At 65.9% G+C, this 19,823-nt stretch carries 16 protein-coding genes; 3 read left to right on the top strand and 13 right to left on the bottom strand.

Annotated features, from left to right (window positions below; all coding sequences use genetic code 11):
* Positions 1 to 17 precede the first annotated feature (17 nt).
* From eccCa to eccD, 3 genes are read right to left on the bottom strand one after another with little or no spacing between them, the layout of a single operon-like run.
* Positions 18 to 4,088 (bottom strand): type VII secretion protein EccCa, encoded by a 4,071-nt coding sequence (eccCa, locus tag AB0L58_RS12055; protein WP_364385258.1) that lies wholly within the window; start codon positions 4,086 to 4,088, stop codon positions 18 to 20.
* A 3-nt stretch (positions 4,089 to 4,091) separates the two neighbouring features.
* Positions 4,092 to 5,495 carry a type VII secretion-associated serine protease mycosin gene (mycP, locus tag AB0L58_RS12060; protein ID WP_364385261.1) on the bottom strand — a complete coding sequence of 468 codons (1,404 nt, stop codon included), beginning with the start codon at positions 5,493 to 5,495 and terminating at the stop codon, positions 4,092 to 4,094.
* A gap of 14 nt (positions 5,496 to 5,509) precedes the next feature.
* Positions 5,510 to 6,982 carry a type VII secretion integral membrane protein EccD gene (eccD, locus tag AB0L58_RS12065; protein WP_364385264.1) on the bottom strand — a complete coding sequence of 491 codons (1,473 nt, stop codon included), beginning with the start codon at positions 6,980 to 6,982 and terminating at the stop codon, positions 5,510 to 5,512.
* Between the two features lie 117 nt (positions 6,983 to 7,099).
* Between eccD and eccA the strand changes: the two genes are divergently transcribed.
* Positions 7,100 to 8,908 carry a type VII secretion AAA-ATPase EccA gene (gene eccA / locus AB0L58_RS12070; protein WP_364385267.1) on the top strand — a complete coding sequence of 603 codons (1,809 nt, stop codon included), beginning with the start codon at positions 7,100 to 7,102 and terminating at the stop codon, positions 8,906 to 8,908.
* A 28-nt stretch (positions 8,909 to 8,936) separates the two neighbouring features.
* Here eccA and eccB read toward each other — a convergent pair whose 3' ends face one another.
* Positions 8,937 to 10,367 carry a type VII secretion protein EccB gene (gene eccB, locus AB0L58_RS12075; RefSeq protein WP_364385270.1) on the bottom strand — a complete coding sequence of 477 codons (1,431 nt, stop codon included), beginning with the start codon at positions 10,365 to 10,367 and terminating at the stop codon, positions 8,937 to 8,939.
* A gap of 107 nt (positions 10,368 to 10,474) precedes the next feature.
* On the opposite strand from eccB, the gene eccE reads away from it, so the two are divergent.
* Positions 10,475 to 12,199, top strand: a complete 1,725-nt coding sequence (gene eccE, locus AB0L58_RS12080) for a type VII secretion protein EccE (RefSeq protein ID WP_364385273.1) — start codon at positions 10,475 to 10,477, stop codon at positions 12,197 to 12,199.
* Positions 12,200 to 12,260: 61 nt separating this feature from the next.
* On the opposite strand, the gene AB0L58_RS12085 is transcribed toward eccE, so the two are convergent.
* The 9 genes from AB0L58_RS12085 to AB0L58_RS12125 form a co-directional block, all read right to left on the bottom strand.
* On the bottom strand, positions 12,261 to 12,551 hold the full coding sequence (locus tag AB0L58_RS12085) for a WXG100 family type VII secretion target (protein WP_364385276.1): 291 nt from the start codon (positions 12,549 to 12,551) through the stop codon (positions 12,261 to 12,263).
* Positions 12,552 to 12,586: 35 nt separating this feature from the next.
* The gene (locus AB0L58_RS12090; protein ID WP_364385279.1) at positions 12,587 to 12,883 is read right to left on the bottom strand and encodes a WXG100 family type VII secretion target; all 297 of its coding nucleotides are present in this window, start codon (positions 12,881 to 12,883) and stop codon (positions 12,587 to 12,589) included.
* Between the two features lie 87 nt (positions 12,884 to 12,970).
* Positions 12,971 to 13,762, bottom strand: coding sequence for an ESX secretion-associated protein EspG (locus AB0L58_RS12095; protein ID WP_364385282.1), 792 nt, complete (start codon positions 13,760 to 13,762; stop codon positions 12,971 to 12,973).
* Positions 13,763 to 13,787: 25 nt separating this feature from the next.
* Positions 13,788 to 14,765, bottom strand: a complete 978-nt coding sequence (locus AB0L58_RS12100) for a PPE domain-containing protein (protein WP_364385285.1) — start codon at positions 14,763 to 14,765, stop codon at positions 13,788 to 13,790.
* Between the two features lie 14 nt (positions 14,766 to 14,779).
* Positions 14,780 to 15,076: a PE family protein gene (locus tag AB0L58_RS12105; protein ID WP_364385288.1), complete on the bottom strand. Its 297-nt coding sequence runs from the start codon at positions 15,074 to 15,076 to the stop codon at positions 14,780 to 14,782.
* A gap of 12 nt (positions 15,077 to 15,088) precedes the next feature.
* Complete coding sequence (locus tag AB0L58_RS12110; RefSeq protein WP_364385291.1) at positions 15,089 to 16,363, bottom strand: hypothetical protein; 1,275 nt, start codon at positions 16,361 to 16,363, stop codon at positions 15,089 to 15,091.
* 78 nt (positions 16,364 to 16,441) lie between these two features.
* Complete coding sequence (locus tag AB0L58_RS12115; protein WP_364385294.1) at positions 16,442 to 16,753, bottom strand: hypothetical protein; 312 nt, start codon at positions 16,751 to 16,753, stop codon at positions 16,442 to 16,444.
* 121 nt (positions 16,754 to 16,874) lie between these two features.
* Positions 16,875 to 17,174, bottom strand: coding sequence for a YbaB/EbfC family nucleoid-associated protein (locus AB0L58_RS12120; RefSeq protein WP_364385297.1), 300 nt, complete (start codon positions 17,172 to 17,174; stop codon positions 16,875 to 16,877).
* Positions 17,171 to 17,449, bottom strand: coding sequence for a hypothetical protein (locus AB0L58_RS12125; protein WP_364385300.1), 279 nt, complete (start codon positions 17,447 to 17,449; stop codon positions 17,171 to 17,173). The genes AB0L58_RS12120 and AB0L58_RS12125 overlap by 4 nt, the downstream gene beginning before the upstream one ends.
* 278 nt (positions 17,450 to 17,727) lie before the next feature.
* On the opposite strand from AB0L58_RS12125, the gene AB0L58_RS12130 reads away from it, so the two are divergent.
* On the top strand, positions 17,728 to 19,821 hold the full coding sequence (locus AB0L58_RS12130) for a hypothetical protein (RefSeq protein WP_364385303.1): 2,094 nt from the start codon (positions 17,728 to 17,730) through the stop codon (positions 19,819 to 19,821).
* The last annotated feature ends 2 nt before the right edge of the window (positions 19,822 to 19,823 follow it).

A 19,823-nucleotide genomic window follows, 5' to 3' on the forward strand; every position in this document is an offset into this window, starting at 1 on the left:
CTCCCCCGCCTGAGGCACTACACCGGTGGGAGGTAGGCCACCTGGATCATCTCGTTGCCGCCTCGGGTCACGAGTGTGCCGCGCCCCGCGGGCAGCTTCGTCGACCGGATATCGCCGATGATCTTGCCCTCGTCCTTGGGAGCGCTCATCATCAGCGCGTCGACGGACAGATCCTTCATTCCGCCGAGCACCTTGTCGTACAGTGCGCGCGAGGCGCCGCCGGAGCGACGGGCCACGATCAGATGCATTCCGACATCGCGCGCCTGCGGCAGGAATTCCAGCAGCGGCGCCAGCGGATTCTCCGCCGTGGCGACCATGTCGTAGTCGTCGACGACGATGTAGATCTCCGGCCCGCTCCACCAGCTGCGCTCGCGCAGCTCCTTCGGGGTGATATCCGAGCCGGGAATCCGTTTGGACAGATAGCCCGCCACCTCTTTGATCATGCCGACCGAGGTCTGCGACGATGTCGAATATCCGGCCAGCTGCTCCCCTTCGATGACCCCGAGCATGGTGCGCCGGTAATCGATGAGGATGACCCGCGCCTGCTTCGCATTCGCATTCTCGACCACCCCCATGACGATATTGCGCAGCATCGTCGTCTTCCCGCATTCGACATCGGCGAACACCATGAGGTGCGGCTGCGCGCCGAAATCCAGGACCACCGGCTGCAATTCGGATTCGTCGATTCCGACGACGACGCGGGTCGGCCCGAGCTCGATGCGCTGACGGCGGGCGGTTTCCATTACCTGTTCGCGCGGAATCTCCATCGGGAGCATGCGCACCTGCGGGGCCCGCCTGCTGCCGTAGAGCTCATTCAACTGCCGTTTGGCCTCGCCCACGCCCTCCGAGAGCGTTTGCGCGTCGGAGTCGGAATCCAGCCGGGGCAGCGCGATCAGCATATGCAGGCTGTCGGGTGTCAGTCCGCGGCCCGGACGGCTCACCGGGACGAGTACGGCTGTGCGGCGGTCCATTTCGGAATCACTCGGATCACCGAGTCGCAATTCGAGGCGAGTACCGATGAGGTCCCTGACGACAGGCCGGATCTCGGCCCAGCGGCCGGCGGCGAGCATGAGATGGATGCCGTAGGACAAACCGCGAGCGGCCAGTGTATTGAAGGCCGGTTCGAGTATGTCGAATTCGTCCCGGATGGTCGCCCACCCGTCCACCACGAGGAACACATCGCCGAACAGATCCTCCGACAGCGGATCGGCCGCACGTTCGGCCTCCGGGAGCTGGGCGAGATAGGCCTTGCGCTTGCGGAATTCGGCGATCGACTCGATGCCGAGCGCGCGGAAACGCTCTTCACGCTGATGCAAAAGCGTATTCATCTCGGCGATGGTGCGCCGGACCCGATCGACCTCCAACCGGCCGGCCACCGAACCGACATGTGGCACATCGGCGAGACCGGACAGCGTGCCACCGCCGAAGTCCAGGCAGTAGAACTGGATCTGTTCGGGGGTGTGGGTGGCCGCGGCCGCCATGATGACGGTGCGCAGCGCGGTGGATTTGCCCGACTGCGGTCCGCCGACCACGGCCAGATTGCCCTGTGCGCCGGCCAAATCGATCATCAGTACGTCACGACGCTGCTCGTAGGGCTTGTCGATGACACCGATCGGCATCCAGAGCTGACCGTGCCGGTTGACCGGCGACTTCCAATCCGGATCGGGGAGCAACATATCCACCGAGGGCGATTCGTCCAGCGGCGGCAGCCACACCTCGTGCGCCGGCCGTCCGTGCCCATTCAGGCGTGCGACAACTACCTGAAGCAGGGTCGCCGGGACACCGCCCTCCCCCTGCCCGCCGCTCGGCTCCGGCAGCTCCGCATCGACGGCACCGGGCGGGGGTGGCAGGGCCGGAAGCCCGCGCGGCCCGGCACTTTCCCGGTGGGCCGGCTGCTCGGGTGCCTCGACCTCCGATGCGGTGAAGATCAATGGCACCTGTCCGCCGATTTCCCGGCCGCCGACCTGCTGGCCACCCTGCGGCGAGACATACGGTCCCGAGACGTAGGCCGCGTTGAAGCGCAGCGGATCATCCGCGTCACTCTTGAGATAGGCCGAACCGGGCACGCTGGGCAGGTGGTAGGCATCGGTGATACCGAGCACCGCGCGGGACTCGTTGGCCGAGAAGGTACGCAGACCGATGCGGTAGGACAGGTGACTGTCCAGTCCGCGCATCTTGTTCTCCTCGAGCCGCTGCGAGGCGAGCAGCAGATGCACCCGCAGCGAGCGGCCGAGGCGGCCGATCATCACGAACAGATCGGCGAAATCCGGCTTCTGCGACAGCAATTCGGAGAACTCGTCGACTACGACGAACAGTGCGGGCAACGGATCGAGCTGAGCGCCCGCGACGCGCGCCTTCTCGTATTCGGTGACATTGGCGAAATTACCCGCCGAGCGCAGCAGTTCCTGACGGCGGTTCATCTCGCCGGACAGCGCGTCCTTCATGCGGTCGACCATCGAGAGTTCGTCCTCGAGGTTGGTGATGACCGCGGCGACATGTGGCAGCGAGTCCAGGCCGAGAAAGGTCGCCCCACCCTTGAAGTCGACCAGGACCAGATTCAGTAGATCCGGAGAATGCGAGGTCACCAGCGACAGCACCAGGGTGCGCAGGAACTCCGACTTACCGGAACCGGTTGCGCCGATGCACAATCCGTGCGGTCCCATACCGTTCTCGGCGGACTCCTTGATATCGAGTTCGACCGGAGTGCCGTCCGGGGTTACCCCGATCGGCACCCGCAGGCGCTCGCGGTCGCTGCGCGAACGCCACACCACCGCCGGATTGATCTGCGCGGCATCGGGAATCTTCAACAGCGACATCAAACCCGCCACCGCGCGGGTTTCGTCGCCGAGACTCATCATCTGCGCCGCGGTCGCGATCCGGTAGCGAGACAGAGCTCGGGCCAGGGCAGCGGCCTCAGGTACCGTGACGGAATCCGCGGTGGCGAATTTCTCGATACCCGCAGCCGATTTGGCGGCCACCATGCCATCACCGACGACCAGTTGCAGTCCGCGGCGCACGGCGAGCCCGGTTTGTGGCGCGGTGAGGTCGAGCACGGTGACCGAGTCCAGACCCGAGTCACTGACGATACGTTCGCGACCGCTGACGAATCCGTCGTCGATGATGACCAGCAGATGGACGCGTCCCGCCGTCGGTTGCGCATTGCGCATGAAACGGCCGCGTTCGATCAGTTCGGCGGACATGGCGGTTTCGAGTTCGGCCAGCGACTGGTACATCATGCGCCGCGAGCCGAGTCCGTCCCGGTCGACCGGATGTTGCAGGTGCGGTAGCCATTTGGCCCAGGACCAGGCCTCACTGTCGGGGTCGGCGCAGATGATCGCCACCGCGGTGTGATCGGGACCGTGTGTGGTGGCGAACTCCATCAGCATCGACCGGACCAGCATTCTGGCCTCCGCGGCAGCACCTTCGATATTGATCGCGGGGAAGGCGCGCAGCGAGATCGCGGTGGGCAGGTTGTGCACCACCGAATGGGTGCGGACGAACCGGCGCAACGCCACGGTCGATACCGGTTCCAGATCCTCCAGCGGACCGGTCTCGGGACGGGCGAGTTTGGTCGCGAGCCGGTGGCTGCCGGAACCGACGCGCACATGCCCGAAGTCCGGGTCACTGGGCCGGCGTTCCCACATCCGGCGGGTTCCGGCGATCGATTGCAGATCCGCCGGCTCCGGATGACTCCAGATCAGCGCGGCCAGCTGGGACTTACCGGTCTCCCGCACATCCGCGCGCACCTGGGCGAGGTAGCGGAAATAGTCCTTGCGCTCCTCGTTGAGTTCGGCGGCCTTCTTCGTCCCGCCGCCACCCCGGAAACCCGCCACCATGCCGACCATCGACATGAGCATCATCATCGGGAACATCATCATGAACGGATTGGCCAGCAGGTTGCGGCCCATCATGACCATCATCGCGATCATGCCGACCACCGCGACCACCATGACCACCGGCATGAGCTTCATCAGCAGCCCGGTCGGCACCGGCCGCGGGATCTCCGGCGGTGCCGACAGTGCGACCTCACCACCCGGCGGGCGAGGCGACGCGATACGCGGGCGGCGCACAAATCCTTCGGTAACCATGTCCTACAGTCCTTCTCGGTCTTCTTCCGCCGGATCGACACGATTGCGTCGTCCACGGAACGGAATCGACAGCGCGAAGCCGATGGCGAGCAGCGCCAGCAGAACCAGCGTCCCGATGACCGCGACCCGGCCCGGCACCGGATCGACATACGGCGGTGGCGCCGGTGCCGGCAGCGCTCGCGCCGCATCGACGCCGGCGGCGATCGGCTGTGCGGGCAGTTGTGCGGTGAGCGCGGCGAGCGGGTCGATCAGCCCGGCGCCGAGCCGGTCATCTCGGCCCTGGCCGGGTTGCATCGCCGTGCGGGTGATCCGATCCATCACCTGCTGGGCCGACAGCTGCGGGAATCTGGCCCGCACCAATGCCGCCAGCCCGGAAACGTAGGCGCTGGAAAAGCTTGTGCCGTTGATGGATCCGGTGCCGTCGCTGGTCTGCACGGAGTCGACCACACCGGCCGCACCCGGTTTGCTGTCGAGCGAAACGATCCCCCGGCCGGGTGCCGCGACACCGACCCAGGGGCCGTGGATGGAGAAGTCCGATGGCTTCCCATCGGCGTCCACCGAGGCGACCGACAGTACATAGGGGGTGAACCAGGCCGGGCTCACCACCGTCTTCACCGCACCCCAGCCGGTGCCGTCGTTCTGCGCGGCGCATGCCCCGCCCTGCTGGATATTGCCGGCGGCGGTCACCACCACCACATTGCGGTCGTAGGCGTATTTCACCGCGGCGCCGAGTGCCGCATCGGCGGGACCAGATCCGCCTGCGGCACAGGCGACTTCGGAGATATTGAGCACGGTCGCGCCCATATCGACCGCGCGGACGACGGATGCGGCCAGGGTCATCACATTGCCGTAACCGGCCGAGGCGATCTTGCCCGGTTCGTCGCCGCGACCTCGATCCTTTGCTTCGAAGGCCAGGCTCAACTGCCGGATCGCGAGGATCTCCGCATCCGGTGCGACCCCGGCGAATCCGTCCTCCGGGCTGGGTTGAGCGGCGATCAGGCCGGCCACCAGGGTGCCGTGGCCGTCGCAGTCGTCGGTGCCATCCGAATTCGACACGAAGTCCCCGCCCGGCTGCACGGCGCGCAGGCGTGGGTGGCGCCGCACGCCGGTGTCGATCACCGCGACCTTCTGGCCGGCACCGCGGCTGAACTGCCAGGCGGCGGGCAGGTCGAGCAGCCGCTGTGGTTGCGGCGGATCACGCGGTGGGGCGCCGGCGAGTTGTGGTTCGGCGCAGACCGAGCGCTGTTCGGTGGCCTCGGGTGGTCCGCCCGCACTGGCCGCTATCGCCGCACCGAGCGCACCGCCATCGATGACGGGCGGCCCGACGGCGAAGGCCGGAGCGGGAAACCCGATCGTGGCGAGAGCGAGCAGCAGTATCGCTCCGGCCAGCCTCAGCACAAGTCGCATGCGGGAACCTCTGGTCACAGATTCCGAGCGGCCGAGTAGAGATCCATGATCCACAGCGCCAGCGGGATGATAGTGACGATCAAGAGATATTCGAAGATCTCGCCGGCCCTGCGGACCACCGGCGAGAACTCGGTGTGCGGTGCGATGACACCGAAGGCGATCATCGCCGCCGAGACCGCCAGCACGATCGCGGCGATCGGCACCAGATACGACGATTGCCCGAGCCCGGCGGTGACGAGCGCCGCGAGCAGTGTGACGGCGCCGCCGACGATCAGCGTCCCGGCCTGGACCAGGTCCGCGAACGATCGCCCGCGCAGGCACAGGATCAGTCCGACGACGACCGCGAGCGCGACACCCTGCCATCGCGCGGTCCCCAGCTGATCGGCGGCGAGCACCGCGGCGAGAAAGGCCGCGAGCGTGCTGGCGAGCAACTGACCGGATTGATAGTGGTTGGCGGCGTTGGCCCGTAGTTCGAGGCCCGCCGCCGACGGCAGCGCGGTCGCGCCGATGGCGCCGATATCGGCGATTGTCGGCCGCGGTTCGTGATCGGCCGGGTCGATCGCGCCGCCCGCGGTCGGAACCGGCGGCACCGGCAGCCGCGCGGCACCGACCGCGAGCCGTGGTGCCATGGTGATGACGATCAGTGCCGCAACAAGTACCCCGGCGGCGATCTTCGGTGTGCCGGCGTCCCACACCAGGCGAACCAGCGCCGCGAATCCGCCGAACAGTACGAAGGTGGTCACCGTCGCGCACAGCATGGCGCCGACACCGGTGACGCTGTAGGCGATCACGGCGACGAACAGTGCTGTGGCACAAGCCAGCAGCAGATGCGGACTGCCGAGATCACCCGGCACGAACAGGGCCGCCGATGCGGCGCACAGCAGTGTCGCGAACAGCGACAGCATCATCGCGGTCACCTGGGCCGCGTACTGGCGGATCGCGATCACCGCCGCGACGACGGCGGCGATACCGGCGCCGAGCGGGAGAAATCCGAGAAAGCCACTGGTACCGTCCTGTTTGGCCACCACCAGCAGCCCGATCGCCGCCAATATCCCGGCCAGCGCGGTCATCAGCCCCGTCCAGCGGGCCGCGACCGGTGACCAACCGCGGAACGACTCCGTGGTCAGCCGGGACACCGCGTCGATGACATCGTCGAACAGCGCCGGGGATTCCTTCGCCGTCACCGAGCGCAGCACGAGCAGTTCACCATCGAAAATCTGTGCGTCGGTCAAGGTTTGGTTCGGCGGGATCGGATCGTGCCCAACCCTGGCAAGAGTCCAGTGCTCGGTGCGCAGCGGGGCGCCCTCGTCATCTGGGGCGAGATCCGGTGTGCGAGATTCGATCAGTCCGACCACATCGGTGATGAACGCGGCGATCGGAACGGTCGCGGGCAACCCCATGTCCAGCTGGGTATTTCCACCGATGATCGAAACACGGCACAATTCCGGAACCGCGGCTCCCACGCTCCCGGTCGAAGGCTCGCTCACGAGTCTGCAGGCTCCTCAATCACGCTCTCGAGCTGGATAAGGCCCTCAATCTACACCTGCGCCTGTCGTATGCTGAGCAAATCTCGTCCGCATCGCACGCTTTGGGGGCTCTCCCGTATGACTGACAATCGCCAAGCACAACGCGCTTTCGACGCCGGCGTATTGTCGTTGGGCCTTACCATCGACGGCCAGGAATCCACCCGTAACCTGGAATATGCCCAGCTCGCGTTCACCCGGGCAACCGAATGGGACCCCGAGATGTGCGATGCGTGGCTGGGCCGCGCGGCGGCCGGGGAGGTCACCCGCGAGGTCATTTTCAACCTCTACAAAACAAGTTCGACTTCCCTGTTCCGGGAACAACGCCGTCTCGGTTTGCGTCCCCGCGAGCTCGCCGGCCGCTTCGTGATAGGCCAGTACATCGACTATCCGCTCGCAAGTTTCGTCGAGATCGCGTTGGCACAGGCGGCGACGTTGATCGCCGACGGCGACTACGACGAAGCCGAGCGGGTACTCGACGACCTCGCCCGGCATCGCAAATCTCAACTGTCACAAGAGGATCGCTCGGCCGACGACCGCATCTGCGCATATGTCCGCGGCTCGCTGCACTATCAGACCCAGCGCTGGTCCGATGTGATGACGGTACTGGCCGGCTCCGCGGAGTGGGACGACCCCTATATGGCCGCGGCCGCACATGTGATGGTCGGCACCGCCTGCGCCCAGCTGGGACTGTTCGGCGAGGCCATCCGCCGTATGGAGCAGGCCGAGCAGGGCCCGATCCCCGCCGCCGCGGTCTCCGCTCGATTCTGCCGCGGCCTGTGCCTGCGCGAAACGGGACATGAGACCGAGGCACAGGCATTGTTCGAGAAGGTGTTCTCCGAGGCTCCGGATTTCGAGGCCAATGCGCAGGCGATGCGGGACCGCAGGTATCGCATCACGACCACCACCCAGGAACGGATCGACGCTCGCACCAACCGATGGGATCCGTCCTCGGCACCGTCGGCCGAGCAGATCGATCGCGAGGAGCGCGACGACAAGGCCAAGCTGATTCTCGATGCCGCGCGCACGGAACTCGACGAACAGATCGGCCTGGCAGCGGTCAAGACCCAGGTGGCCAAACTGCAGGCCACCGCACAGCTGGCGAAGATCCGCGCCGGTAAGGGGATGGCCAGCGCGCCGCGCGGCCAGCATCTGGCCTTCACCGGCCCGCCCGGAACCGGCAAGACGACGGTCGCCCGGGTGGTCGCCAAGATCTATTGCGGGCTCGGCCTCTTGAAGAGCGACTCGCTGGTGGAGGCCAAGCGCGCCGACTTCGTCGGCGAGCATCTGGGCAGCACGGCGATCAAGACATCCAAGCTGATCGACAGCGCGATGGACGGTGTGCTGTTCATCGACGAGGCCTACACCCTGGTGCAGTCCGGTCTGCAGGGCGGCGACGCCTTCGGACGTGAGGCGATCGATACCCTGCTGGCCCGTATGGAGGACGATCGGGACCGCCTGGTGGTCATCATCGCCGGATACGACGGCGAGATCGATCGGCTGCTGGCGGCCAACGACGGTCTCGCCTCCCGGTTCGCCAAGCGGGTGAAGTTCGATTCCTACACACCGGACGAACTGGGCGAGATCGGGGAATACATTGCGCGCAAACGAGATTCGTCGATCACCGATGAGGCGCTCGACCTACTGGTCGAGGCGTGCACCGAGCTGTACAACCGCCAGAGTACCGACCAGAACGGCCAACCGCGCCGCGGCATCGACCTGGTCGGCAACGGACGTTTCATCCGCAACCTCATCGAATCGGCCGAGGAGGAGCGCGAATTCCGACTGGCCAATGACGAGACCCTGGACCTGACCGATATCGACGAGGCGGTCCTGATGCGCATCGAGGCGGATGATATGCGCAACGCACTCGCGAATATTCTGGACTAGCAGGGTAGTCGGCGCCGTTGCTGGGACCTCACAAAGTGTCGTGGCTCACCAGGGCCTGCTGGGCGGACAGGGTCGGCCCGGGAACCAGCTGACCGACGATCGGCCACGGGGCCGGCAGCGGCTTGTCCGCCAAACCGAGGATCTTCGCCGTTTCGGCGTCGGGGATGCCATAGCGAACACCGTTGTCGCCCACATAGAACAGCGTGCCGCGACGCTCGCTGTCGGAACCGATCGCGACGGCTTGAATGAACTCCCCGGTGCTCGGGGGGATGAAGGCGGCATCGAGGCGGTCACCGATACCATCGGCGGTGGTGAGCTCGACCGGAACCGACGACTTCGCCAGTGGCAACTCACGTCCCGCGAGCACCGTCACCACCGCCCCCTCCCCCGCGGCATTCGCCGACCAGGACACACATCCGACCGGCGCCTTCTCGGCGGAGACGATAACGGGCGTTTGTTTCGGGAAGTGGTCGACCGGAAGCACCGTGAGCAGTGGAACGCCGACCAGCCGATCCGGCGGCACGGTCGTGATCTCGCTCATTCCCTGGGAATTCGCGTTGCGGATCATCTCGGCGGCAAACGGCGACACCCGCTGTACCCCGGCGGAGAGCACGACATACAGCGCATCGGAATCGACCCCGCGCACCCGGATGACACCACCGACCGGAACATCGGACAACCGGCCCGGACCGTGCTCACCGATTCGGTCGATCGGCGGGGGCGGGGTCAAGGCCGGTACCTCGATAGTGGCATTCAGCAGACCGGCACTGATCGGCCTCGGCGCAACGTTGCCCGCCCCGAGTGCCCTGGCCACGATCGAATCCTTCAGGTCGACCTCGGCACGTTTGCCGTCGAAGATCAGGAAGGTCTTTCCGTCCCGGGTCGCCAGGAGTGCCTGTGCCGGATTCAGCGGCCGGGCAGCGGTTTCCGCGGAGGTGTCGAGTCCACCGGCGATCACGGTCGATTCCGCGCCCGAGGCCCCGGTGGCACTGCCCGCCGACGACAACGGCACGGCATCGCAGAGCGTCCAGGTCGGCCGGTTGCCCGCCGAGGATCCGGGCAGCGTCGCCGGGGCGCCCGGGATCCCGAGCAACGGACCGCGCGGCATACTGGCGAGTTTGGACTCTTTCACCGAGGTCGGCGTCTCGTTGCTCTGGGTGATCAATCGGGCCGAAGCCAGATTCAATACCGGATGCAACGTGTTGTCGACGACCGCGTACAGCGCGCCGCTGTCCTTGGCCATCACGATCTTCGCGTCGCCGATGGAACCCTGCGGACGCAGGAACGACAGGATCGCCGCGCCCGCGATGATCAGGATGCCGAGTACCGTGCTGACGATCAGCGAGCGCGACTGCGACCGCATCGGATCGTGCAGCATGCGGACGTCACGGCGCACCAGCGCGTGCTCATAGCGGCGCAACAGGAACCGGTATCCGTTGACCTGGGCACGTGTAGTCAACTGGGCCGGCACGATTCCTCCGAAACAGATCTGGGGGGACGAGGGGGTATACCCACCTGAGGTGACTACAGTAGCGAAGCCACCGACGTTCGGTCCATGATGAGCGCATGGCGACGACGACTGCCGGCCCCGCGGCGCAACACGCTGCCCCACCGCTGAGTTCACCGCAATTCTGGTTGTTCCGGGTGTTACCGCTACGCCTGGTGGTTCCCGTACTCCTGGTCGCGATCGCCGTCGCCTTCGCGGTAGTCGCCTGTGGCGCACCCTGGTACGCGGCAGCCGCCGGTGGTATGGCGGTCACACTGATCGGGCTTGTGCGGGTGCGCGGCACCTGTGCGGCGGCGTCCCTCGCGGACGCATTCGCTTTCCGCTGGCATTCCCAGCGTTGGGGATCCGACACCCAGCACACCCCGTTCGACGTACCGGTTCTCGACGGCGGGAGTTACGGTATGCGCTGGGACGGTGCCCGGTTGATCACCATGTTGCGCATCGACGCGCCGCCGCAGAATGTGACACTGCTGAGCCCGAGCGGCCTGAATACCGGCGAGATGGTGCCACTGCCCGAAATCGCTCGCTGCCTGAGCCAATTCGATATCGACCTCGACTCGATCGACGTGATCACCACCGGTTCGCGCACTTCCGATGCCGGCCGGGTGGCCCAGCTGTACGAGCAGATCCTGGGCCCGCTGCCCGCGGTCGCGCACCGCACGGCATGGGTGGTGCTGCGGTTCGACCCGCTGGCCAATGCGCCCGCGATCGACCGTCGCGGCGGCGGCCCGGCCGGCACATTGCGGTCCGCGATCGTCGCGACCCGGCGCGTGACCAACCGCCTCGCGGCCCGCGATCTGACGGTGTCGGTGTTGTCGGCGACCGAGATCACCGCGGCCGTGCACCAGCTCACCCTCAATGCCGACCTCACCCGGCTCGACGAGACCTCGCACAGCGTCGAGCACAACGGAATCCATTCCGCCACCTACCGTATGACTCCCGAAGCGCTCGGCCCACGCGGACTGGCGGAGGTATGGGCGACCCCGAGTCTGGCGACCACCGTCACCCTGCGGCTACGTCGCGCCACCGGCACTCCGACCCACCGGGCCGATCGCGGACCGGCAACCATCTCGGTGTCGGCGACGGTGCGTTTCGATGCTCGCGATCAGCCGGCCAAGGTATCGAGTCCGGGTCTGGTCGCCCTGTCCGGTAAACACCGTCGCGCCATGCTGGATCGGCTGCCGATCAATGTCCAAGGGCCCGCACTGCCGATCGAGAGCTATCTGGGAACGCCGGATTCGCTGGCCGATCTGTTCACCCCGATCGCCGGATGCGGGCAGATCGTCGGCGCCGATTTCTCCGGACAGGGCGTCGCATTGCCGCTGGTCGGTCAGTACATCCGCCGGGTCGAGATCATCGGATCGCTGCTCATCGTGAAACAGGTGATTCTGCGCGCGATCGCGCTGGGAGCGACCGTCGTCGTGCACACCAATCGCCATGAGGCCTGGCGTGCCATGGTGGCGAGAGTCGATGCACCACAGGCAATATCGCTGGCCGGATGGTCGGCCAGTTCACAGCAGGCGAGTTCTTATCGGTCGGCGACGGTGGTCGTCTACGACGGTATCGTTCCCTACGCGCATCATTCCGACGCGACCGTCATCCTGTTGCGCCCGCAGGGAAGTCACGGAATCGAGAACTTCACCGCCGACATTGTACTGACCGAGGATCCAGAGACGGCGAATCTGGTCACCGTCCACACGGCGACGGCGCAGACCTCGGTCTACATGGTCGCGACTCCCGCGGAGATGGAGTATCTCGATACCGGAATGGTTATGGCCTACTGACAGAACAAACGCCACCGGCCCGTGCACGCGATCGTGCACGGGCCGTTCGGAATCGACGCGACTACATTCCTTCGAAGCTCTGGTAGATCTTCTGGTCGGCATGCTGGGCATTGCCGAGCGCCCGATCGACTGCATCACGCAGGTTTTCGAGCTTCGTTGCGGTGTCGGAAAACTCGTTCTCCCAGTTCTTGTGCGCCTTGCTGAATGCGATGGCCGAGTCGTTGTCTTCCCAGGCAACTTTGATCAATTTATCCGCGGCCGACTCCAGGTGCGCGATCTGGGTGTGCAGGTTCTTGTAATGGTTGTCGAGCTGCCCCAGCAGTGGGACAAGGTATTTGGGGTCGTAAAGCATATCGGTTCCTTTCGGATGTGATGGTCGGCGAGGTGTTACACCAGGTTGGTGAAGTTGTCGACGTTGTCGGCATCGACACTGGTCTTGGTCTTGCCGCCCTCGAAGATCTTCGACGTCATGTCGTCGAGCTTGAGCCGCAACTGCTCACCTTCGTCCGCCCACGCATCGGCGGCCTTACCGCATGCGGTGTTGGCGTCACCCTGCCAGCCGGGCTTGGCGGCGTTGATGTCGTCGCCGATCCCGCTGATCGTCTTCTTGATCTCTCCCACCGCCGTCATGAAATCATTCACAACCTGGGCGGCGGCGGCATCGTCGAGACTTACCTTGCTCATTGTTCAGTCCTTCTCATTCTGCGGTGTCGGGTGTATTCAGTTGGTGTTGCCGGTAATTCGCACAGTCAGCCCTCGACAGCGCGTGAGCTAGGGCATCCACCTTCCTCCAGGCAGGGAATCGATCAGAGCAGAAATCGACTGTGCGATCCGGTGATCGGAGCCCGGGGTGAAGGTGGACCAGACCCGGAGGTCCTGGGCTGCTCCGGGGCTGGCGACGATGCGGCCGCGTGCGGTGTCGTATACCGCGACCGATCCGAGGGCCCGGGTCGTCACCGCGTCGGAGGTGGCGTAGGCGACGATTTCGGCGTGTGCGAAGCAGGTCGACATGGCCAGCCCGAATTCGATCGCATCGCGTTCGTCGGCCACTCCCAGCGAATACAGCGCTTGGGTGAAGTCGCTCGAGGTCGTCGCGCCGTCGAACAACGGTCGCAGATCCTCGGCGAGCGCACTGAAATTGGCGATGGGTGCGGGCTCGCATGCGCCGAGGGCGGACAGTATCGGACGGGACAGCGCGGTTCCGCTGTCGTCGGCCCAGGTGGTGCGAATATCGAAATCGCCGCCGTGACGAATGGCCAGCGCGTGTTCGAACCCTCTGCGCGCCAGGCAGATTCGTATCGGTCCCGATTCGGTGTAGATGCGCGCCACCAATTCCCGATCCGGCTGCGCGAGGATATGCAGTGCGGCCGCGAGGTCGGACTCGACCTCGTCGTAGCCGTCGATCAGGCCGGCGCCGCGCAGATCCGATAATGCCTGCTGTTGCGCGGCATGCCAGGCGTCGACCGAATCCTGCTGCGGGCAGGCCCCGAGTACGGTCGGCAGGGTCTGCACGCCCAGCATATCCGACACGGCGAGCAGCCCGTCGTTCGTCAACGTCGGCATATCGATCTCCTCCGTCCGGGCGTCGTCATGCCTGTGCCTTCCCCGGTGCGGGCGCGTTCTGCTCGGCAACGCCGCCGAGCACCGGCGGTGCGGCCTCGATACCGGTTTCCAAATGCATGGCATCGCCGGGGCGCGGTGTCGGGGCGGCCCCCGCACGAACCGTGCGTTCGGCCTCGCCCATGCCCGCGCCGCCCGGGGCCATACCTCCGCCGGGCACCATCCGGCCGGTTGCATCCTCCGCAGGTACCGGCACCGGTTGGGCCGCAACGGTTTCCTCCACTGACACCGACTGCGCGACGGTCTGTGCCCGATACGCCGTCTGCACCAGCGGCATCGAGGGCAGCCCCGGGAGGACGGGCAGGAAACGACCGCCGGGCATCGCGGGCGTCGCCGCGGCCGTCGATGCCGCCGCCGCATTCTGCTCGGCGTCCAGTGCGACACTGGTCGCGATCACCGGTGGATGGTCCTGCACCCAGGGAGTCGCCAGCGGCGTAGTCGCGGACTCATAGCTCTGCATCACCCGTGCGGCATCGGCTTTCGCGAGATCCTGTTCGCTGTCGACCTGCGCAGCCGCGGCGACCAGTGGCGCGCCGAGCGCGGCACCCGCGTGCTCGATGCTCTGTTTGACAGCTTCCAGTGCCGCGATCTCGGCGACATGCGGCATCGCGAGCCTGGCCACCTCATAGGCGGCGGCCTGGCCCGCCGCACTGGTGGCATTGCGGCCCGCGGATGCGGCCGCATCGACGAGCCAATCACGCAGCTTGCCGATCCGCTCCAGGACGAGATCACTGCCGTCCGACCGCCACGACTCCCGCAGCTCCGCCACGATCTGGTCGTATTCGACGACCGCCGCGCCGAAGCTGGTGGCCAGCTGCGTCCATGCCGTACCGGCTTCGGCCATCGGCGCCGCGCCGCGACCCGTGGTCAAATCACGTGCCAGCTGTTCGGTGGGTCTGGCGGGCCAGACCACACCGGTGAAGCCGATTACCGGCGGCTCGACCATCCCTGCTCCCGTTGCTATTTCACCGCCCGGAAGCCGGCCGCGTTGTCGTCGTCCATCCGATCCATCACATCGGTCTGGGAACGCAGTGTGGCGGCCAGCTTGCGGACCTCGAGAATGCCCGCCGTGGCGGCTTCGTCATAGGACGAGGCGACCGAGCGCAGCGACTGCGCGGCGCGCACCGACACCTCGTCGGTCCCGGCCGGTTCGACGGCGAGTACCGGCAGTCGCGTGCGCAGGTCGGCCTCGAGCCGCGCCGCGAGGGCGTCCAATGCCGTCGCCGACTTGCGGGCCTGCGTCGATTCGAATTCCATGATGATCTCCCGTCAGAGGGTGAGTGCCTTGTCCGGCGGATCGGAATCCAGTCGCCCCGAAGCTTGTTCGGGTGCGCCGACCACCGGCATCGATACACCTTCGACAGCACCGACGACCTCGTCGCCGTGCACCCCGGTGACCAGTAGCCCGCGCAGGCCCTCGGTCGTTTGCTCTTCTTGCGCACGCGCACCGGCCGCACCCGCCGCACCCGCCATCGGCATCGCGCCGGGCGAGGTGGCCGCACCGCGCACCGGCGAAGCCTGGACAGCGGACGCCGTCTCCGCGGCGGGCATACTGGCACCCGCCGGTCCGAAAGAGGTGCCGCCGCGAACACCGGCCCACGGAGTCAGCTGGCGCGCTTGCCCTCCCACTATCGGGGCGCCGACACCTGCCGCACCTCCGCCGAGCGCACCACCGGGGTTGCGCAGCTCGGCCTCATGGCGTGCCCGCGCCATATCGACATCCTGATCGGCGATCGCCTTCGCCGGATTCAGCGCGGTCTGGGCGGTCTGCAGCGCCTGGCCACCCGCGGTCGCCAGCTGACCGAGCGGCCCCACCAGTTGCATCATCTGCTGCACTGCCTGTGACGGATCGACGTTTTTCGGCGCTCCGGTCACCGGGACCTTCTTTCCGGTTTTGGTCATGGCCGCGCTGTGCACGGTGAGTTCGGCACGAGTCTTGGCGACGCAGGCGGTGGCCTCGGCGAGAGTATCGGCCGTGAGTGCGACCACGAACGCCTGCCCGGGTGGGGTGGGCAGGAAAGGAGCCGCGGCCACCAGCGAGGTCATGAACTTCGCGATGATCCCCGACATCATCGTGGCACCTTGAAAGACACTGCCCGCCGCGGCGGTGACACCGACCGATGTCTCCGCACTCTGCTCCGAGACGGCCGTTCCGTCCGCCGCGGCCCGAGTCGCCTTCGTACCGGCGGCGGTGGCTGCGTCACTCTGCCACAACATCTGCGCTATCTGCATGGCGGAGGTGCCGAGCGACACCGCCGTCTGCACGACCGATGACACCTGGGACAGCGCCTGCACCGGATCGATCGCGGGGGCCGCCGCCGGATTGACCGCCGGGGCCGCCGCTTGATTGACCCCGAGTTCCTCGGAGCCGACGTGCCCCACGGCGGGCATACGCCCGGTGCCGAAACTGCCGGCCAGATCGGTGAGCGGTTTCGCCAGCACGGACAGATCTAGCACCGGTAGCGGTGGGAACTCCGGCATCGGCGGCAGTGCCGGAACCTGCGGCAACTGTGGCAGCCCCAGATCCTTCAGGACATCGTTCACCGGCCTGTTCACTGCTTGTCCAACGGCACTGTGGCGCAACAGGTCTACGACCGACTGGTCCAGCGGCGCGTTCATGGGTCAGCGGTTTATTCTGCCGAAATCGGCGGCAGCGGCGGCTTCGGTACCGTCGTAGAGGGCTGCGCTCTCATATGCGGCAACCGCCGACATTCCATGGACATGCGCCAGTTCCGCCACCGAGGTCAGGTTGTTGGCCTGGGCGACAGCGAAGGTGGCCAGGAAGTCCTGGCCGATCAGCCCGAAGACCGGTATCGCGGCAGCCATGGTCGCGACCTGATTCGTCGCTCCCGCCAGCGCGACATCGGTCGCCAAGGCCGCGGAGGCGTCACCGTACCGGCGGATGGCATCGGTCGTAGCTACTACTTTGTTCATCGCAAACCCTCGCTGCCGGAACATGATTATTTCACATTGTTGAATGTAGCGGGTTACCGCGGCGGCACCTCGGCGGAACCACCCACTGGTGGTAAGGGGTCGTTGTCGTGATACGCGCCCCCTACTCGGCGGCCTCTTCGTTGAACGCGGCAACCAGATCGCCACGTTCGGCAAAAGCACGGTGCGCCGCACGACTCGCCGTGTCGACCACGAGTCGCTCGAACTCGGCCGGGGTCAACTTCACTATCCCCGCCGACAATTCCAACTCCTGCAGCGCGCCGTTCCCGTCGACCACCACGGTGACGACTCCGTCGGATGAGGTTTCCCGGCCTCGCACCGCACCCATCTCATCGGCGAGGTCGCGCAGCCGTTCCAGGCTGCGCTGCGCCCGCGCCTCGAGGTCGTCCATCGCCTTACTCATACCGACCGCAACCAACTCTGCGGCTCGACCTCGTACTCGGATTCTTCGATGAGCTCCTGGCGGGCAACATCTTCCGGCTTGGGCAGCCCGGTCAACGCGAGAACATCACTGCTCAGCCCCGCCTCCCGCAACTCCGCCCGGCGCGCGAGACCGGCTCGATTCGCCGACTGCTTACACAATCTGACGATCTCGGCCGCCAACTCGGCAGGGGGACGACGCAACTCACCGCGTTCGACCGTGATACCGACCGGCAAACCCTGCTCAGTGGTCTCCACCGAGATCGAGCCACTCCTTGATGCGGCTGTCCACATAACACCCCTCATCGCTTGTGACGTACCGGCTCGTCACGACACCCCAAAGGGTTTCGTCGCAGTAGTGTACTGCGGCCGAAGATCGACCAGACGTTAATGTATTGCCACCACTGAGAAGTGGATCATGGGGCCGGGTACACGTCCATGCCAGACTTGATCGAATTCTCGGCGATAGTCAGGAGCGGACCCATGGTTGGTACCACGGCCTTGCCGCAGTCGGCTGCCCGCACCTGGGGGCACCGATGATCGATGGTGGCGGTAATGGCGAGGCGCCCGAGGTCCGCGGCCCGGTCAATTCTCCAGGCAAGAAGGCCGAGGACCCCTGGAAAGACATCGCCGAGCAGGTACACGCCAAAAAGCTCCGATTCGAACCCGCTGCCGCAGCGAAGGCGGCCAACGAATGCCTCAAAGCGCTCGACGGAATCAGCCGCATCCAGGAGAAGCTCACCGGCATGGACCCGCTCGCCCCCTTGAGTCAACTGAAGTCCGGCTCCGCGCTGGCAACTCTGTTCAATGGGACTCGCCACGGCCTGGGCGAGGTGTTGCAGACGCACAGCACCGCGTTGAACGAAATGCTGAATACGTTCAAGGACGCAGGTAAGAAATATATCGAGGTCGACCTGGATTCCGCGCACGATATGAATCCCGACGTGAAGAAAGGAATGCTCAACGATCTCGACCGGATCAAGCCGAAATCGGCCGCAGATGCCGGAAAATTTCAAACCAAGATGCCGAAGAGCGGTAAGCACGAAACCGAATATATGGACGTCGACTACCCAGGGGTACCCGTCAAGAGTAAAGAGCCACAATCAGCTTCCGAGCTGGAAGAACAAGGAGTGGCTTTCGGTAGCCGCGATTTCATCAACGGCGGAAAGAAGCTGACGGAAGACCAGATCGTCGATTCGTCCCAGGGTCGGGCGCCGCTCAGTCAAATCGTCAAGCCTGCCGAGCTCCCGGACAAACTCGTCAATTCCATGGGGTCGAATCAGACTCAGGTGGAAGCGCTGAAGCTCTGGCGGCTCGAGTCCGGCCCGAACTCCGAGAACCCGGCCAGCCAGTCGTGGCGCGATCTGTACAACCTCGGTCAGACGGCCGGGCACGCGGTCAAACCGGTGCTCGACGCCGCGCTGGCGTGGCAATCGATGGCGAACGAGCTGAAAAAGACCGGCGAAACACTCGCCCAGTACGCGGTGGACGAGTCGCAGTGGAAATCACACGGGGCAAACGGAGCCATCAAAGCGGTCGAGAACTACCACACGAAGGCAAAAGCCCTGGCTACACAGATCACCGATATGGGTAAGACCCTCGAATACACGTCGGAATGGCTTGCGAATACCAAGGTCGGTATGCCTCAGAAACCTGATCCGCCGAAGCCGGAGATGGTAACCGCATACACAGACGACCCATTGACCGGTAGCACGTCATATAACGTCGATATGGCGGCCACAAACCAACGAAATCTTGCGATATATCGCCAGAACATGGAAAACAACTATGTTCAGGGCGTCCAGACTTCATCGCTGTTCGTTCCATCAATGGACGAGTTGCCGGTAACCACTCCGAAGAAGTCCACCTCCAGCGAAAATCCGGATGGCAAACAAGACACCAATGGCAAGGGTGGCGGCACCGGCACCACCCCCAGCGGTGGAGGCACCGGCACCACCCCCAGCGGTGGGGGCACCGGCACCGTTCCGACCACGGCCTCCAACTACAGTTCGGTCGACCCGTCCAAGCTCGCACAGGGAGTCGACGACAGCACCACCTCCCAGGCCGAGACACCGAACTACACGGCAACCACTCCGGCCACGGCTGATTCCACCCAATCCGCCACCCAGACATCAGGTTTGGATGGTCTGAGCCAAGCGGCCGGGCTCGCCCAGCAAGGTATCGGCGGCGCCCAGAGCGCGATGCAGGCCGCTGCACAAGCCGCGCAGCAAGCAGCGGCGAGCGGCCTGACGCCGGCCCGAGCCAACGCGCCGGCATTCTCCGGAGGGTCGGGTGCATCGAGTGCCGGCGGTGGTGGTGCCAGCAAGATCGGCGGTGGTGCCGGGCTGAGTGGCAGCGCGGCTGCCGCACTGCAGAAGGAAGCCGACGCGGCGCGGTTGTTCCCCCGGGCGGGCGCCGCCGGACCGGCCTCGCAACTCGGCCGCCTCAGCGGAATACCGGGCGCCGGTGTGCCCGCGAGCGGTGCGCCCGGTTCTCCCGGTGCGGGCGCCGGCCAGGGCCAAGGGCAGGGCAAGGAGTACAAGCGGCCCAAGTACCTCGAATCCAACAAACATCTGGAAGAGGCACTGGGTGAGGCGCCGGCGGTAGCCAAGGCCGTCGTGGAGAAGTAACT

It is taken from the genome of Nocardia sp. NPDC052112 (assembly GCF_040680135.1).
GTDB lineage: Bacteria > Actinomycetota > Actinomycetes > Mycobacteriales > Mycobacteriaceae > Nocardia.

What these genes read in the sequence shown, in the direction of transcription:
- AB0L58_RS12100 (WP_364385285.1), bottom strand. Translation starts at nt 14,765, where the DNA reads ATGGTCGAGCCGCCGGTAATCGGCTTCACCGGTGTGGTCTGGCCCGCC.
- eccE (WP_364385273.1), top strand. Translation starts at nt 10,475, where the DNA reads ATGGCGACGACGACTGCCGGCCCCGCGGCGCAACACGCTGCCCCACCG.
- AB0L58_RS12095 (WP_364385282.1), bottom strand. Translation starts at nt 13,762, where the DNA reads ATGCCGACGTTGACGAACGACGGGCTGCTCGCCGTGTCGGATATGCTG.
- mycP (WP_364385261.1), bottom strand. Translation starts at nt 5,495, where the DNA reads ATGCGACTTGTGCTGAGGCTGGCCGGAGCGATACTGCTGCTCGCTCTC.
- AB0L58_RS12105 (WP_364385288.1), bottom strand. Translation starts at nt 15,076, where the DNA reads ATGGAATTCGAATCGACGCAGGCCCGCAAGTCGGCGACGGCATTGGAC.
- AB0L58_RS12130 (WP_364385303.1), top strand. Translation starts at nt 17,728, where the DNA reads ATGATCGATGGTGGCGGTAATGGCGAGGCGCCCGAGGTCCGCGGCCCG.
- AB0L58_RS12115 (WP_364385294.1), bottom strand. Translation starts at nt 16,753, where the DNA reads ATGAACAAAGTAGTAGCTACGACCGATGCCATCCGCCGGTACGGTGAC.
- eccA (WP_364385267.1), top strand. Translation starts at nt 7,100, where the DNA reads ATGACTGACAATCGCCAAGCACAACGCGCTTTCGACGCCGGCGTATTG.
- AB0L58_RS12120 (WP_364385297.1), bottom strand. Translation starts at nt 17,174, where the DNA reads ATGAGTAAGGCGATGGACGACCTCGAGGCGCGGGCGCAGCGCAGCCTG.
- AB0L58_RS12090 (WP_364385279.1), bottom strand. Translation starts at nt 12,883, where the DNA reads ATGAGCAAGGTAAGTCTCGACGATGCCGCCGCCGCCCAGGTTGTGAAT.
- eccCa (WP_364385258.1), bottom strand. Translation starts at nt 4,088, where the DNA reads ATGGTTACCGAAGGATTTGTGCGCCGCCCGCGTATCGCGTCGCCTCGC.
- AB0L58_RS12085 (WP_364385276.1), bottom strand. Translation starts at nt 12,551, where the DNA reads ATGCTTTACGACCCCAAATACCTTGTCCCACTGCTGGGGCAGCTCGAC.